The following is a 16585-nucleotide window of genomic DNA, read 5'->3' as shown; positions in this document are numbered from 1 at the left end:
GAGGGGGTGAATGACTTGAGCGGAAATACAGAAAGAGATCCTATGTTGGAAATGTATATTTTTGAGAGCAATCAGTTGTTAGAGCAACTAGAGCAAGTAATATTGAGTAGTGAAAAGTCTATCGTTTCCGAAGAATCAATTAATGAGATTTTTAGGATTATGCATACAATCAAAGGAAATTCAGCGATGATGCTTTTTAACAATATTGCAACATTAGCACATGCGCTAGAAGATTTATTTGATTTTTTAAGACAAGGAGAATTCAAAGATGTGGATTCTGAAAAATTAATTGATCGGGTGTTTTCAGTGGTAGATTTTATAAAAGGCGAATTGTTCAAGATCGAGGATGAAAAAGAAGCAGATGCAGACCCCGAGGTGCTGATGCAACACATCAAGGAGTATCTATTGGATCTGAAAGAAAATAATACGGAGGGTGAAACAAATCACGAAAAAAAACAATCAAATTATCCTGAAAAACAGCAATATTATATCAGTTCAAGTAAAAGTTCAGGTAATAAAATAGAAAAACATATACAAGATATTTGTATAAACTATAAAGCAGTTATTTATTTTGAAGAAGCATGTCAAATGGAAAACATGAGAGCATACACGGTAGTTAGAAGTATAAATGAAATTGCAATGAATGTACAATTTATACCAGCAGATATTCTTGAAAATGATAAAAGTTCAGAAGTTATAAAAAAAGAAGGTTTTACACTTTTATTTAAAACAGATGTTTCAGAGGAAGCATTAGATAAAATATTTCAGAACACAGTGTTTTTAAAAGAATATGAATTGATGCGTTTGCCAAATGAATGCGATATTTATACATATAAACCAAAATTAGAGATTCTGTTAGAGGATTCAAGTTTAGAATTACAAGAGGTTAACACGAAGTGTAATGATTTTAATAGTAGTGCATCTTCTAAGATGACAAAACAAAGTAGCATTAATGTGAAAGTAAATAAATTAGATATGCTAATGGACTTAGTGGGGGAACTGGTAATTTCAGAGGCAATGGTAACGCAAAATCCAGAATTACAAGGGTTAAATTTGGATAACTTCAACAAGGCGGCAAGACAATTACATAAGATTACGAATGACCTCCAGGATGTCGTGATGTCAATTAGAATGGTTCCTTTGTCGCTTACATTTCAAAAGATGAATAGATTAGTAAGAGATATGAGCAAAAAAATAAATAAAGAAGTAGAGTTGAAAATCATTGGAGAAGAAACAGAAGTGGATAAAAATATTATCGAAAATATTTCTGATCCACTCATGCATTTGATTCGAAATGCAATGGATCATGGAATTGAATCATCAGAAAAGAGAGTGCAAAATCATAAACCTAAGAAGGGTAAAATTATTCTTCAAGCTAAGAATTCGGGAGGAGATGTACTGATTATCGTCAAGGATGATGGTCAGGGGTTAAGTAAGGAAAAAATAATTAATAAAGCTTTCGAAAAAGGATTGATTGATAAAGAACCTAAGGAAATGACAGACAAAGAAATATATTCACTTATTTTTCTTCCAGGATTTTCAACAAACGAGGAAATCACAGAATATTCAGGTAGAGGCGTAGGGATGGATGTGGTAACAAAAAACATCGAAAGAATAAAGGGGAAGATATCTGTAGATAGCATAGCAGGACAAGGAACTACGATTACTATAAAGATTCCACTGACTTTAGCGATTATAGAGGGCATGATTATAAGCGTAGGGGGCTCAACCTATACCATACCGATTGTGTCTATCAGAGAATCGTTTAGACCTAAAGAAGAAGAAATCATCGTTGATCTGCAAGGCAATGAAATGATTCTAATTCGAGGACAATCTTATCCGATCGTAAGGATTCATGAACGATATCATGTAAATACAAAGATAAAAAAAATAAGTGAAGGCATACTGATTATGGTTGAATGTGATGAAGGGAGTATTTGTATCTTCGCAGATACATTACTTGGAGAACAACAGGTGGTTGTTAAACCTTTGCCGAAATATGTAAATGCATCAAAGAGTTTGTCAGGATGTACGCTGCTTGGAGATGGAAGCATAAGCTTGATATTAGATGTTGCAGGATTAATTTATGAGTATAAGCAGAAAGGAAGGGATGATGAATGACGAAAGATATTGAAGATATAGTGAGAATGGAAGATTTAGAATCTGAAGAAGATACACAAAGAGGAAAATTTCTTATATTCTCATTAGGCGAAGGTGAGTATGGAATAGAAATTAAATATGTGATTGAAATTATAAGGATACAAGAGATTACGCCTATACCAGATACATTAGAATATATTAAAGGCGTGATCAACTTGAGAGGGAAAATTATACCTGTCATGGATGTACGCCATCGATTTAAAAAAGAAGAAAGAGTATATGATGACAGGACATGTATTGTTGTGATTGAAGTGAAAGAAGTTTTTATAGGACTTATTGTAGACAGAGTCGTTGAAGTAGCTTCTATAGCAGATACAGACATAGCACTCCCTCCAAAGATCAATAAGAATACAGAAAATAAATATATAAAAGGAATAGGAAAATCTGAAGAAAAAATAAAACTTCTTTTAGATTGTGCAAAGTTACTAGGCGATGATGAAATCAATATGATCCAAGAATTAACATAAGTGAAGGGATGAAAAAAATGAAGATATTGATTGTAGAAGATGATTTAATCAGTAGAAAATTCCTTTCGAAATTTTTATCAAAGTATGGAGAATGTGATATTACAGTAGATGGAATTGAAGCGATTGATGCATTTTTGTTAGCGTGGGAGGATGAAGAACCTTACGATCTAATATGCCTTGATATTATGATGCCAAAGGTGGATGGCATCGTTGCACTGAAAACAATTCGCAGTTTAGAAATTGAAAAAGGGATACCACAAAATCAACGGGTAAAAATTATTATGACAACCGCTTTAAATGATACAAAAAACGTGCATGAAGCATTTCAAATTGGCTGTGAAGGTTATGCAGCGAAACCTATTGATACAAATAGACTTATAGAGGTATTAGAAAAATTGAAATTAATTGATGAAAAGAAAAAGTAAGTTGAGGGGATGTGTATGAAAATTACACACAGCGAATTTATGCGGTTTGTAGTTTATGTGAAAGAAAATTTTGGAATCAATTTAATGCATAAAAAAGCATTAATTCTAGGTCGGCTACAAAATCATCTAATACAGAATCAATTTCAAAATTTTTCTCAATATATTGAATATATCATGATAGATCATACAGGAGCAGCAGTAAAAAATCTTTTGAACAAACTTACGACAAATCATACCTATTTTATGCGAGAAACAGAACATTTTGATTATTATAAAAAAATAATTTTACCTGAACTATTTGTGAAAGAAAGAAAAACGAAAGATTTAAGAATATGGAGTGCAGGGTGTTCTTCTGGTGAAGAAGCCTACACATTAGCAATGATTCAAAATGATTTTTTAGGAGATCAAAAAAAATTATGGGATGCTAAAATACTAGCTACGGATATTTCAGATAAAGTGCTTACAGCTGCAGTCAATGGTATTTATTTGAATGAAAAATTGGTCCATTTACCAGAAAAGTGGAAAAAAAATTATTTTGAGAAAATAGATTATGAAAATAGTAAAGTGATAGATGCGATTAGAAATGAAGTGATATTTAGACGGTTCAATTTAATGAATAAAATTTTCCCATTTAAAAAAAAATTCCATGTTATTTTTTGCAGAAATGTAATGATCTATTTTGATGCAGCAACAAAAAAAGCATTAATCAATAGGTTTTATGAATTTACAGAATCAGGAGGATATCTTTTTATAGGACATTCTGAGTCTATAAATCGAGAAGAAACTGCATATAAATATATTATGCCTGCTGTCTATAGAAAGGAATAAAGAAAAATGATTAAAAAGAGAATTCGCGTATTGATCGTAGACGATTCTTTAATTTTTAGAGAGATAATGACGACAGGAGTGGCGAATGATTCGAACATAGAAGTTGTGGCTACTGCAACAGATCCTTATATGGCACGCGATAGAATTATTGAATATGAACCGAATGTAATGCTATTAGATGTTGAAATGCCTAAAATGAATGGCATAGAATTCCTTAAAAAATTGATGCCTCAATACCCTATTCCTGTTATTGTGGTAAGTGCGGTGAAGGATAATGTATTAGATGCGTTAAAATATGGTGCGGTAGATTTTGTAGAAAAGCCTAACGCTGAAAATCATAGGAGCAAGGATATATTTATCTCTGAATTGATTGTAAAAATAAAAATTGCATCGATATCAAAGGTTTCACATTGGAAAAGACAACCATCAGCAGGGTTGATTAAGGGGAAATTAAGGAGTGATTTTAGCGAAAAAGTGATTGCGATAGGTGCTTCTACAGGAGGGACAGAGGCGATATTTGAGATACTTAAAGCAATTCCAAAACAAATTCCCGGAATCGTTATTACGCAACATATGCCTCCTGTTTTCACAAAAATGTATGCAAATCGATTGAATAATTCGTGTATGCTTGAAGTGAAAGAAGCTGAGGATGGAGATATTTTATATCCGGGAAGAGTACTTTTGGCACCAGGAGATTACCATATGATACTGATTAGAAAAGGAAATTATTATGCAGTAAAATGTAAAAAAGGAGATAAAGTAAATGGACATTGTCCATCAGTAGATGTCCTATTTACATCTGTGGCAGAAGTGGCAAAAAATAATGCAATAGGTGTAATTCTTACAGGGATGGGAGCGGATGGTGCGCGTGGATTATTAAAGATGAGACAAGCTGGTGCGCATACGATTGGACAAAATCAGGAAACCTGCATTATCTACGGAATGCCAAAAGTTGCTTATGAACGAGGAGCGGTTGAAAGACAGGTTGCATTAAATCGTATACCCCATTTAATGTATAGTTTGGTAAAAGGAAGCTATTCGTATGATTATTCAGGACTTTAGAAATGGATGTTGAAATAAGAACATCGAAGCTGATTTTATATCCATTTAAAATATAAATGAGGGATTACCATGAAAGAAAAAATAAATCTATTACTTGTGGGATTTGGCATAGAAGATGTAGAAACCATTCTTTTTGAAATAATAAAAAATGGATTAATTGTTACGCATGAATGCATAAACAATGTAGGTGAGATCAGGTTAGCTTTAACCAAAAAGTTTTGGGATATTGTTATTGTAAATGATCATTTTAATGGTTTAGATGTATTAAAAGTGCATACGGTAGTCCTTGAATCAAAAATATTGATGCCTGTTATTATTTTAGGGGAGCATATAACGGAAGATTTTATGATGTCTGCAATGGAAAAAGGAGTAAGGGACTGTATCGAAAAATGTAACTTAAAACGATTAGGGCCTGTTGTACGTAGAGAAATTTTGAATGATCGTATTTTAAAAAGTAAAGAAATAGAGAACCATAGATTAAAAGAAAAAAACAAAAAATTATCTCTTACATTAAGTAGTATGGGTGATGGGGTAATGACGACAGATATCTATGGGAATATTTTGATGATGAACAATCAAGCAGAGAAGATTACTGGATGGACATTTGCAAAAGCCAAAGGAAAACCTTTTATAAAAGTTTTTAGAATCATTAATAAAAGAAATGATCATTTAGCAGAAGATCCAGTAAAAAAAGCAATAAAATATCGAAAAACAGTTGGACTGAAAAATTATACGGTTCTAAGAATGATAACAAATGAAGAAAAATTTATTTCTGCTAGTAGTGCACCTATTTTAAATAATGAAGGCAAAATTACTGGTGTGGTGATCGTATTTAGAGATATTACAAGAATTCGTTTGGTAGAGGAAAAATTGAGTATGCTCTTTAGAGCAATAGAACATAGTGCAAGTGTCGTTGTGATCGCGAATAAGAGCGGGAATATTGATTATGTAAATGCTAGGTTTACAGAAATGACTGGGTATACATCGGATGAAGTAATAGGAAAAAACCCTAGAATTTTTAAATTAGGCAATGCGGATAAAGGATTCTATAAAAAAATGTGGGAAACTTTATTGAGTGGAAAAGATTGGAGAGGAGAATTTCACAACAGGAAGAAAAATGGAGAACCTTATTGGGAACATGCAGTGATTTCACCGATTAAGAATATAGAAGGAGAAATAACCCATTATATTGCTATAAAAGAAAATATTACGGAACGAAAGAAAATGGAAGAAGCACTTAAATGGTCAAGAAAAGAGGCTGAAACAGCAAATCATATAAAGAGTCAATTTTTAGCGAATATGAGTCATGAAATTCGAACCCCTATGAATGGAATTATTGGAATGGTTGATTTGACATTGATGACAAAGCTTTCAAAGGAACAAAGAGAAAATTTATTGATTATAAAGGATAGTGCTGATGTTTTATTAAATATTATTAATAATATTTTAGATTTTTCTAAAATTGAAGCAGGGAAAATGTCTATTGAAGAAATTCCTTTTAATCTTCAACAATTAGTTGATCGTGTGACAAAATCTTTTTTAGCAAAAGCGTTGGAAAAAAAAATAGTATTAAATTATAATATTGCGCCAGATATTCCAAATATCATTATTTCAGATCCAATAAGGTTGACTCAAATTTTGAATAACCTCATTGGCAATGCGATTAAATTTACAGATGAAGGTTTTGTCGAGATTTGTTTTGAAAAAGAGAAAGACTTAACGAAAGAATGTAGTTTAAAAGTGATGATTCAGGATACGGGTATAGGTATTGCAGATGAGGACAGAGCCAGATTATTTAAGAGTTTTAGTCAAGTAGATAGTTCTTATACAAGAAAATATACAGGAACAGGTTTAGGTCTTGCTATTTCAAAAGAATTGGTCGAACTAATGGGTGGGGATTTATGGGTAGTAAGTGAAAGTGGAAAAGGGAGTAGATTTTATTTTACAATAGGTGTAGGAATTGGTGAGGAAGTATATAATCCTGTTTTAACAGTTAGCGGAAATGTATTTAAGAAAGATTTAAAAACGAAAAGGGTTTTGGTTGTGGAAGATGATGAACTAAATCAGATTGTGATTACTGCTATGTTGAATAAAAAAGGATATGGGAGTGAAATTGCAAACAATGGAAAAGAAGCAATACTGATAACACAAAAAAAAGATTTTGATATGATCCTTATGGATATTCAAATGCCTAAAATGGATGGAATAGAAGCGACAAGAATGATTCGAAATCACGAGAAATTAGCAGGTGTATATACACCTATTATTGCGCTCACAGCACATGCACTCAAAGGAGATCGAGAAAAATTTATTTCGATGGGCCTAGATGGATATGTATCAAAGCCTATTCAAATAGAAAAATTATTTAATGAGATTGAAAAACTTTTAAAGTATAAAAAACAAAATTTATCCGAGGAAATAGATTCAATATATCGCGTGATGCAGACACAGGAAAGCATATCTGTATTGAAAGAAGAATTAATAATTACGATGAAAAAATTGAAGGGGGCATTAGAACAAAAAGATTCTAGACTAATTGAGAAGTTCGTAAGTGATATAAAACACATTGCAGAGGAATTAGAGATTGTAGAAGCAAAAAAAATAGCATTCAGGATGGTTTTGTCAGCACGAAAAGGCAAGTATGATATAGTAGAGGAACTTTTTTATAGACTTAAGGAAAGTGTTCGTTAAAAGGATGAAGAAAAAATACGAAGGTAACTTTTATATTTATGGATAAAGGGTATAGATAGCCTAACAATTAATTTGGATGAATAATTATAAGACACATGAACTCAAGTTGACTTGTCAATAAAATTAGGAGGGCATATGCATGTTAGAAAATTATAGAGTTCCAGTAGAAAAACTGAAAAAAAAATGTGAAACGAGTGGTTTTGATTTTCATACAACAGCTGATTTATATCCTTTACAAGGGATTATTGGCCAAAGGCGGGCAGCAGAGGCATTAGAATTTGGGCTGGATATGAAAAAAAAGGGATATAATATATTTGTGTCAGGACAAAGTGGTACAGGAAGAAATAGCTATACATTGTCTATTGCGGAGAAGAAAGCTGAAATAAAAGAGGTACCAGATGATTGGCTCTATGTGAACAATTTTAAAAATCCAGACAGTCCTATTGCACTACATGTAAAAGCAGGTACGGGAAAGGTTTTCAAAAAAGATATGGAAAACATGATTGAATCCTTTAAAAAGGAAATCCCAAACGTTTTTACTAGTAAAGAATATGAAAACCAAAAGAGCGTATTGGTGCAACAATTTCAAAGTTATACCCAACAAACCATTGATGTTTTAAATGAAATGGGCAAAAAGTATGGATTTTTATTTAAGCAAACAGAGCGTGGACTCATTACGGTTCCATTAAGAGATGGACAATCTATATCAGAAGAAGAATACCAAGACCTTGCTACAGAGGAATTAGAAGTAATAAGAAAAAATTCTAGTGCGCTGAGTTTAGAAACGGTTGATATTTTTAATAAACTTAGAAAGCTAGAAGAAGAATATAGGAATCAAGTAAAAGATTTAGATCAAAAAATGGTACTGGATCTTGTGGATTTCCACATAAATGGATTAAAAAAAAGATTTAAAGAGCATCTATGTGTTATAGACTATTTAGACACATTCAAAAGCGATATCATAGAGCATATTGATAAATTTAAAGGGGATAAGAAGCAAGAAATGAATAATCCTCTTGCTATGCTTCAGATGAAATCTTCCGAGACTTTTTTTGATAAATATGAAGTCAATCTTTTCATTGACAATAGTAATAAATTAGGAGCACCGATTATCAATGAAACAAACCCAAGTTATTATAATTTAATGGGTAGAGTCGAGTATAAAAACGAATTAGGGGCTATGAAAACAGATTTTACACAAATAAAACCAGGAGCCATTCATCAAGCCAATGGTGGATATTTGATCCTTCAGGCAAAAGACTTACTTACCAATCCATTTACATGGAATGCTCTAAAAAGAGCATTGAAAAATAATAAAATTACCATTGAAGGTTTAGACAAACAGGTTGGATATGTGGTAACATCTACATTGAAACCAGAATCAATTCCACTTGATATAAAAGTAATTATTATTGGAGATCCCTATACTTATGCCATGCTTTATCAGTATGATGAAGATTTTAAAAAATTATTTAAAATTATGGCTGATTTTGAAGTTGAAATGAATCGAGATCAGGAAAATGTTTATAAAATGGCAAGATTTATTGCAACGCACTGTGAAAAAGAGAATCTTAAGCATTTTGATAAAAGTGCTGTGGGCAGAATTGTAGAATATAGTGCAAGACTTGCGGATCATCAAGAAAAACTTAGTTCTAGATTTAATCAAGTAGTCGAACTTTTGTATGAAGCAGATCACTTTGCAGAAATGATGGGATCAAGTGTTGTAAAACTAGAACATATTGAAAAAGCCATAAGTAAGAAGAACCATAGAAATAACAAATATGAAGAGAAAGTACTAGAGATGTTTGATGATGAGACTTTACTTCTTGATGTAGAAGCCAAAAAAATAGGGGAAATAAATGGATTGGCTGTTACAGGTACAGGAGAATATTCCTTTGGAAAACCAAGTAAAATTACAGTGACTACTTACAAAGGGAAGGCGGGTATTATCAATATAGAAAGAGAAGTCAAAAAGAGTGGCAGTAGCCATGATAAAGGCGTACTAATATTAAATGGATATATGGGAGAAAAATTTGCACAAGAAAGACCATTATCACTATCTGCTAGCATTGTGTTTGAACAATTATATTCAGGTGTAGATGGAGATAGTGCATCGAGTACAGAATTATATGCATTACTTTCAAGCCTTTCAGGTATACCCATAAAACAAGCTATTGCTGTAACGGGTTCAGTGAATCAGAAAGGGAAAATACAGCCTATTGGTGGGGTCAACGAAAAAATAGAAGGATTTTTCAAAGTATGTAAATCGAAAGGACTAACAGGAAAACAAGGGGTAATGATTCCACATCAAAATGTAAAAAACCTTATGTTGAATGATGAAGTTATCAAAGCCGTAGAAAATGAAATGTTTCATATCTATGCTGTAAAAACAATCGAAGAAGGTATTGCAGTTTTAACGGATAAAAAAGCAGGCGTAAGAAATGAAACAGGAGCATATATAGAAGAAACTGTATATGATCTTGTAAATAAAAAACTAGAAGCATTTTCTAAAGAAAATAAAAACGAACAAAAGCAAAGAAAAAAAAGATAAAAAGCATAAATAGGGCAGAAAGATTCTGCCCTATTTGCATGTAAGTATTTGTGTTTCTGTAATAATATAATCAACAGGATAATCAAAAGAATCATTAGGTACTTTGTCTACTATTTGTAAATCAAAAGAAAGCGCAATAGATGGGGTAGCTTCTGAAATCTTATCTAAAAATCGGTCATAGTACCCACCGCCATAACCAATTCGATAACCTTTTCGATCAAAAGCTACGCCTGGTATAATGATTAAATCCAAAATAGCTGGATCTACTTTTCGAATATATCTTTCCTTCGGTTCTAAAATGCCATAAGTTCCTTTTACTAGTTCTTCTTTAGGATCTAATAATTGAGATAAAATCATTTCTTTTGTTGTAGGGACACTAATAGGAATGATAACATTTTTATTTGATTTAAGTAAATCTTCAATGATGCAGTGGGTTTTTACTTCATTGCGAAAATCAATATAAATCATAACAGTTTTTGCGCTTTTATAGAAATCAAGCGTGGTTAATTGATGGAAGATCGTTTGACTTTTAGCATCTACCTGATCTAAAGAAAGTACTTCCCTTTTCTTTAATATTTCTTGGCGAATATTTTTTTTCATTTATAAATCCTTCTCTCAATTTTTATATTAAAACAATTATATAAGAAAGTGGAAAAAAATTCAAAGCAGGAACGCGTAATAGTATTTGGAAATTTTAAAGAATCATAATATAATAGATATATAGTATCGTTTGCTATTTTTTGAAGAAATAAGACAAATAAATAAAAAATTCATGGTAAAATGATAGAGGAAAATTAGATGGATATGTAGAATTATACAAACTTAGGGGTTGATAATATGATAAATTTTTTCAATATAACAAAACAGTATGCTAAGGGTGCAGTGGCACTTTCTAATATTAATGTTAAAATCGAGAAAGGAGATTTTGCTTTTATTGTAGGATCTAGTGGCGCGGGTAAATCGACTTTTATTAAGCTATTATTAAAAGAAATAGAACCAACAAACGGAAAAATCACGATAGCTGGGCTAGATATAACCAATTTAAGCACGAGAAAGATTCCTTATTTAAGAAGAAAAATAGGCGTGGTTTTTCAAGATTTTAGACTGCTCCCAAATAAAACAGTCTACGAAAATATAGCCTTTGCAATGGAGATTATTGGCGCAAAACCGAAGGAAATTAGAAGGCAAGTGCCAACAATACTTGCTATGGTTGGATTAAGTGGTAAGGCGAAGATGTATCCTCATGAACTTTCTGGAGGAGAACAACAAAGAGTAGCTATAGCTCGTGCTATTGTAAATAGTCCAGATGTTTTAATTGCGGACGAACCTACTGGAAATTTAGATCCAGATACAGCATGGGAAATTATGAAGCTTATGAAACAAATTAATCGAAGGGGTACAACGATTGTTATGGCTACACATGCCAAAGAAATTGTAGATATGATGCAGCAACGGGTTATTGCAATAGAAGGAGGAAAAATTGTCAGAGATGACAAGAAGGGTGTGTATGGATATGAAAGTTAAAACGTTTATATATATGATAAAAGAAGGGTTTAAAGGATTATGGCGTAATCGTATGATGGGGATGGCTTCAGTTGGATCTATTGCTTCTGTTTTAATGATTTTAGGAATTGTATTTATGATTATATTAAATGTAAATGGCTTGGCAGAAACAGCCAAAGGACAGTTTGATTCTATACAAGTGTATTTAGAAAAAGATTTAACAGAGAGTCAAATGGATAATATAGGAAATATTATTAAGAGAATAGACGGAATAGACTATGTGGATTTTTTATCTAAGGAACAAGCTTTAGAAAATATGAAAAAGAGTTGGGGAGAAAATGGATATCTTTTAGAGGGGTTAGAAAAAAATCCTCTTCCAAATTCATATGTGATTAAGCTAAAAGATATTTCTGATGCAGATGCTGTAGTTAGTAGAATAAAAGGGTTACAAGGGTTAGAAGAGATTAAGTATTATAAAGATGTGGTAGAAAAATTGCTTAACATTACAAACTTCATACGTATAGCAGGGGTGATTATTATTGGTATTTTAATATTCATTTCAATGTTTGTAGTAGGAAATACTATTAAACTTACTGTTATTGCAAGATCAAAAGAAATTAATATTATGAAATATGTAGGTGCGACCAATTGGTTTATCAGATGGCCTTTTTTGGTAGAGGGAATGCTATTGGGACTATTGGGATCATTGATTGCATTAGGTATTGTTGGATTGGGTTATAAACGTATATTTGATTTAGTTACACAAAAATTATACGTTATGATTGCAGCATATATGATTCCAGCATCTGTAGTTATGGGGAATTTAGCTATTATTTTTATTGTATTAGGTATGGGGATTGGGGCTTTAGGAAGTATTTTTTCTATGAGGAAATTTTTAAAAGTATAAAAATTGATTTAGGGGGGGAGAAAATGCTGAAATTGAACAAAAGAATTGTACTTTTTTTTATGATTATATTTTCTTTGATGATTACAGGGAATACTTTTGCACAGGATGTGACAAGTAATCAGAAAAAATTGAATCAAGTAAACAGTAATATTAAGAACGTACAGAGTAAATTGAATGAAAACAAAAAGAAAGAAAAAAATCTATCGTCTCAAATTAAGGAATTAGACAGAAAAATTGATAAGACAGAACAAGAGCTAGGTGAAATTGATCACCAAATCAATATAACCCAAAAGAAAATTGATACAGCAAAGCAAGCATTACAAGAAAAAGAGAAAAATATTGGAGACAAGAATGATGTATTAAATAATAGATTAAGAGCAATGTATAAAAATGGAAATGTTGGATATGCGGAAGTTTTGTTTGATTCAGAGAGTATTGTGGATCTTTTATCAAATTTAGATATGGTTAAAAAAATTCTTAACCAAGATATGGATTTATTAGAATATATGAAAGAACAAAGGGACGAAATCAATACAAAGAAAAAGACGTTAGAAAGTCATAAGAATCAAATGGATGCTATGCTTAAAAACATGAAAGTAAAGCAAAAAGAGTTAGCTACGAGCAGGGGGAAAATGGATAGGATCAAACAAGAATTGAAAAAAGATAGTAAGGCCCTTGAAAATCAAATTGATGAATTGAACACTTATGCAGAAAAAATTGCTGCAGAGATCAGAAAAAAACAATCCGGTGGAAAATACACAGGTGGAAAACTGGCTTGGCCAGCTCCTGGTTATACAAGAATTACATCCCCTTATGGATATAGAATTCATCCGATTCTTAAGAGAAAGAAGCTACATACAGGAATTGATATAGGGGTTCCAGCGGGAAAAAGTATTGTAGCAGCAGGAAATGGTAAAGTTATTCATGCTGATTGGTTAGGCGGATATGGGAAAGTAGTAATGGTTGACCATGGCGGTGGCATTGTAACTTTATATGCACATAATTCTAGCCTCATTGTAAAGGAAGGTCAACAAGTGAAAAAAGGTCAAGTTATTTCAAAATCAGGTAGTACAGGAATGTCTACAGGTCCTCATCTACACTTTGAAGTTAGAAAAAATGGACAATATACGGACCCAATTCCTTGGGTGAAATAGATAGATGGATCTTATACTTTTATGTATAGGATCTTTTTTTGTGCATAAGAGAAAGAATAGATGGAGAGGTGCTTGGGAAATAATATAATAAAGTATTGAATTTTAAAACAATGTGATTATATTTTAAAAATGGTGAATCGTTGAAAATCAGGCGCATATTCCTTATAGCAATTGAATATAATAATTAGAATGTCTTAAGGCGTGCAGGCGATCATGAAAATACAGATAGTACTTGGCTTACATTCTAAGAATTTGTAAGGGTATGCTGAAGTACTATCTTGCTTTAACCGCAAAACAAGCGTTTAAAATAGAAGTTTGAGAAAAAAAGGAGTGATTATTATAAAAGCAGTAATTATGGCAGGTGGAAAAGGAACAAGATTAAGACCTCTTACTTGTGGGATGCCTAAACCGATGGTTCCAATTTTGGAGAAGCCTGTAATGGAATATTCAATTGAACTATTAAAAAAATATGGAATAGATCAGATTGCTGTTACAATGGCATATCTACCTTCAGTAATAACGGATCATTTTGGAAATGGAGAAGTATGGGGGATTGATCTGAATTATTTTACGGAAGATTTACCTTTAGGAACGGGTGGAAGTGTAAAAAATGCAGAAGCATTTTTAGATGACACATTTATTGTAATTAGTGGAGATGCGTTAACAGATTTAAATCTTCAGAAAGCAATTGCATATCACAAAGAGAAAAAGTCAAAAGCTACATTGGTTCTTAAGAAAGAGCCTGTACCTCTTGAATATGGTGTAATCATTACAGATGAAGAAGGAAGAATTATCCGTTTTTTAGAGAAGCCAAGTTGGGGAGAAGTATTTAGTGACACTGTAAATACAGGGATATATATACTAGAACCTGAGGTACTTAATTATTACAAACGAGGAGAAAATTTTGATTTTAGCAAAGATCTCTTCCCAAAACTATTAAGAGATCAAATACCTATGTATGGTTATATTATGGAAGATTATTGGAATGATATTGGAGATTTACCTTCTTATATGCAAACCCAATTTGATATATTAGATAGAAAAGTGAAAATATCTATGAACTGCGAAGAAGTCAAAAAAGGAATCTGGATAAAAGAAGGAACAAAATTAGGTGAAAATATAAAGTTGACACCGCCACTCTATATTGGAAAAAATTGTACCATCCACAATCGCGCCAATCTAGATGCTTATACAATTATTGGTGAGAATTGTGAAATAGGAGAAACAGCTGTTTTAAAAAGAAGCATATTATGGAAAAATGTAAGGATCGGAGAAAATAGTCATTCTAGTGGAACAACTATATGTAGCAACGCGCAAGTAAAAAGTGGTGTAAATATATATGAACATTCTGCTGTAGGCAGTGGAAGTATTTTATCCAATAGAGTGATGGTTAAACCAAATACGAAGATTTGGCCTGATAAAAAGATTGGTGAAGATAGTATTGTCAATCAAAATCTTGTATGGGGAACAAAAATATCAAAGACTATTTTTGGATATAAGGGTATTTCAGGAGATATCAATATGGATATTACACCAGAATTTGCTTCACGATTAGGTTCAGCATATACATCTAATTTAAAAGAAGAAGCGACCATTGTTGTAAGTAGTGATAGATCCAATGCATGCCATATTATAAAAAATTCTTTTATATCCGGAATTCTTTCTACAGGGGCAGGCGTTATTCATATGAAAGATGCTGTCATGTCTATAAATCGATTTGCAGTAAAAAATTATGGCGCAAATGGAGGGATTCATATTCGAATCGATCCTTTTAATAAAAACCGAGCGCATATTGAGTTTGTAGATGAAAATGGTGCAAATATAGATAGAAATACAGAGAGAAAGATAGAAAACTTATTTAACAGAGATGATTTTCAAAGATGTAATGGAGAAAAAGTAAAAAGTGCTGTGAAAATTGATAATTTTTCATCATTATATATCCAAAATGGAGCAAAAATAATTACAGATCTATCTAAAATTAAAAGAAAAAACCCTAAAATTATTATAAGTTCTAGATGTAACAATCTTTTAGATTTGGCAGTAATGTTTCTTAAATATATTGGTTGCCAAATCCAGTGCGAATATGCTAGCGATAAACATAAGTCTGCTGATACATATGTAGCGCATATATCTGAACAAGTACTAAAAAATAAAGGGCATATGGGCATCATTTTAAGTAGTGATGGAGAGAAAATGATTTTAATTGATGAAAAAGGGAGAATCATTGACCGAGAAATGTATTTGGTATTTATTACACTGATTTTACTTAAAATAGGTAAGGATAACAAAATTGTTGTACCGTATACAGCGCCGAAGATTATTGATAAGATGGCAGAATCTTATGATGCACAAGTCGTAAGAACAAAAACTTCTTCTGATGCTATTATGAATGAAATGTTAAAGAGTAAAGGAGCTAATGGTATATGTTTACAATATATTCTTAATTATGATGCCATTTGGGCAGTAGGGAAAATTGTTGATTTTATGATTGATCAGGATTTAAAATTAAGTAATTTAGTAGATGAAATACCTGATTTTTATTTAATCAAAAAAGAAATTGCCTGTGATTGGCAGGAAAAGGGAAGAGTCATTAAAGAGATTATTATCAATCATAGAGATAGAGATATAGAGTTGTTTGAAGGGGTAAAGATTCATGATGATAAGGGATGGGCTTTAATACTTCCGGATAAGGAAAAAGCTATATTTAATGTTTATACGGAAGGGTTTTCAGAAGAATATGCGCAGGAACTTTCAATACAATTTAGCGAAAAAGTAGAACAGATATTAAAGAATAAGCATGAATAATAAAATAATAATGATGGAGGGATGAAATCCAT

General features: G+C 31.9%; 12 protein-coding genes. 11 read left to right on the top strand and 1 reads right to left on the bottom strand.

The genetic code is table 11. The annotated features are described in order from the left end of the window. Positions 1–15 precede the first annotated feature (15 nt). The 7 genes from EV214_RS11600 to EV214_RS11570 all read left to right on the top strand — a co-directional run bounded on the left by EV214_RS11600 (position 16) and on the right by EV214_RS11570 (position 10184). Complete coding sequence (locus tag EV214_RS11600) at positions 16–2121, top strand: chemotaxis protein CheA (RefSeq protein WP_132245946.1); 2106 nt, start codon at positions 16–18, stop codon at positions 2119–2121. Next, a complete protein-coding gene (locus tag EV214_RS11595; RefSeq protein ID WP_243116634.1) occupies positions 2118–2627 on the top strand; it encodes a chemotaxis protein CheW in 510 nt (169 codons plus the stop codon). The genes EV214_RS11600 and EV214_RS11595 overlap by 4 nt, the downstream gene beginning before the upstream one ends. A 17-nt stretch (positions 2628–2644) precedes the next feature. Beyond that, entirely contained in the window at positions 2645–3052 is a 408-nt protein-coding gene (locus tag EV214_RS11590; protein ID WP_132245944.1) for a response regulator, read from the top strand. Between the two features lie 15 nt (positions 3053–3067). Then, positions 3068–3880, top strand: coding sequence for a CheR family methyltransferase (locus EV214_RS11585; RefSeq protein ID WP_132245942.1), 813 nt, complete (start codon positions 3068–3070; stop codon positions 3878–3880). Positions 3881–3886: 6 nt separating this feature from the next. Continuing rightward, entirely contained in the window at positions 3887–4942 is a 1056-nt protein-coding gene (locus EV214_RS11580) for a protein-glutamate methylesterase/protein-glutamine glutaminase (RefSeq protein ID WP_132245940.1), read from the top strand. A 69-nt stretch (positions 4943–5011) separates the two neighbouring features. Next, positions 5012–7633: a PAS domain S-box protein gene (locus EV214_RS11575; RefSeq protein WP_132245938.1), complete on the top strand. Its 2622-nt coding sequence runs from the start codon at positions 5012–5014 to the stop codon at positions 7631–7633. Positions 7634–7772: 139 nt separating this feature from the next. Further along, entirely contained in the window at positions 7773–10184 is a 2412-nt protein-coding gene (locus EV214_RS11570) for a Lon protease family protein (RefSeq protein WP_132245936.1), read from the top strand. 30 nt (positions 10185–10214) lie between these two features. Here the strand turns inward: EV214_RS11570 and EV214_RS11565 are convergent, their stop codons facing one another. Beyond that, a complete protein-coding gene (locus EV214_RS11565; RefSeq protein ID WP_132245934.1) occupies positions 10215–10784 on the bottom strand; it encodes a 5-formyltetrahydrofolate cyclo-ligase in 570 nt (189 codons plus the stop codon). A 237-nt stretch (positions 10785–11021) separates the two neighbouring features. On the opposite strand from EV214_RS11565, the gene ftsE reads away from it, so the two are divergent. The 4 genes from ftsE (at position 11022) to EV214_RS11545 (ending at position 16553) form a co-directional block, all read left to right on the top strand. Then, positions 11022–11708, top strand: a complete 687-nt coding sequence (gene ftsE / locus EV214_RS11560) for a cell division ATP-binding protein FtsE (protein ID WP_132245932.1) — start codon at positions 11022–11024, stop codon at positions 11706–11708. Further along, positions 11692–12594 carry a permease-like cell division protein FtsX gene (ftsX, locus tag EV214_RS11555; protein ID WP_243116633.1) on the top strand — a complete coding sequence of 301 codons (903 nt, stop codon included), beginning with the start codon at positions 11692–11694 and terminating at the stop codon, positions 12592–12594. Before ftsE ends, ftsX begins: the two co-directional genes overlap by 17 nt. A 23-nt stretch (positions 12595–12617) precedes the next feature. Next, positions 12618–13748 (top strand): murein hydrolase activator EnvC family protein, encoded by a 1131-nt coding sequence (locus EV214_RS11550; RefSeq protein WP_132245928.1) that lies wholly within the window; start codon positions 12618–12620, stop codon positions 13746–13748. Between the two features lie 315 nt (positions 13749–14063). Beyond that, positions 14064–16553, top strand: coding sequence for a sugar phosphate nucleotidyltransferase (locus EV214_RS11545; protein WP_243116632.1), 2490 nt, complete (start codon positions 14064–14066; stop codon positions 16551–16553). The last annotated feature ends 32 nt before the right edge of the window (positions 16554–16585 follow it).

This window comes from Marinisporobacter balticus (assembly GCF_004345705.1).
Taxonomy (GTDB): Bacteria; Bacillota; Clostridia; order Peptostreptococcales; family Thermotaleaceae; genus Marinisporobacter; species Marinisporobacter balticus.
This window is presented reverse-complemented; position numbering and strand designations above follow the sequence as displayed.

What these genes read in the sequence shown, in the direction of transcription:
- EV214_RS11580 (WP_132245940.1), top strand. Translation starts at nt 3,887, where the DNA reads ATGATTAAAAAGAGAATTCGCGTATTGATCGTAGACGATTCTTTAATT.
- EV214_RS11575 (WP_132245938.1), top strand. Translation starts at nt 5,012, where the DNA reads ATGAAAGAAAAAATAAATCTATTACTTGTGGGATTTGGCATAGAAGAT.
- EV214_RS11565 (WP_132245934.1), bottom strand. Translation starts at nt 10,784, where the DNA reads ATGAAAAAAAATATTCGCCAAGAAATATTAAAGAAAAGGGAAGTACTT.
- EV214_RS11585 (WP_132245942.1), top strand. Translation starts at nt 3,068, where the DNA reads ATGAAAATTACACACAGCGAATTTATGCGGTTTGTAGTTTATGTGAAA.
- ftsX (WP_243116633.1), top strand. Translation starts at nt 11,692, where the DNA reads ATGGATATGAAAGTTAAAACGTTTATATATATGATAAAAGAAGGGTTT.
- EV214_RS11590 (WP_132245944.1), top strand. Translation starts at nt 2,645, where the DNA reads ATGAAGATATTGATTGTAGAAGATGATTTAATCAGTAGAAAATTCCTT.
- EV214_RS11595 (WP_243116634.1), top strand. Translation starts at nt 2,118, where the DNA reads ATGACGAAAGATATTGAAGATATAGTGAGAATGGAAGATTTAGAATCT.
- ftsE (WP_132245932.1), top strand. Translation starts at nt 11,022, where the DNA reads ATGATAAATTTTTTCAATATAACAAAACAGTATGCTAAGGGTGCAGTG.
- EV214_RS11570 (WP_132245936.1), top strand. Translation starts at nt 7,773, where the DNA reads ATGTTAGAAAATTATAGAGTTCCAGTAGAAAAACTGAAAAAAAAATGT.
- EV214_RS11550 (WP_132245928.1), top strand. Translation starts at nt 12,618, where the DNA reads ATGCTGAAATTGAACAAAAGAATTGTACTTTTTTTTATGATTATATTT.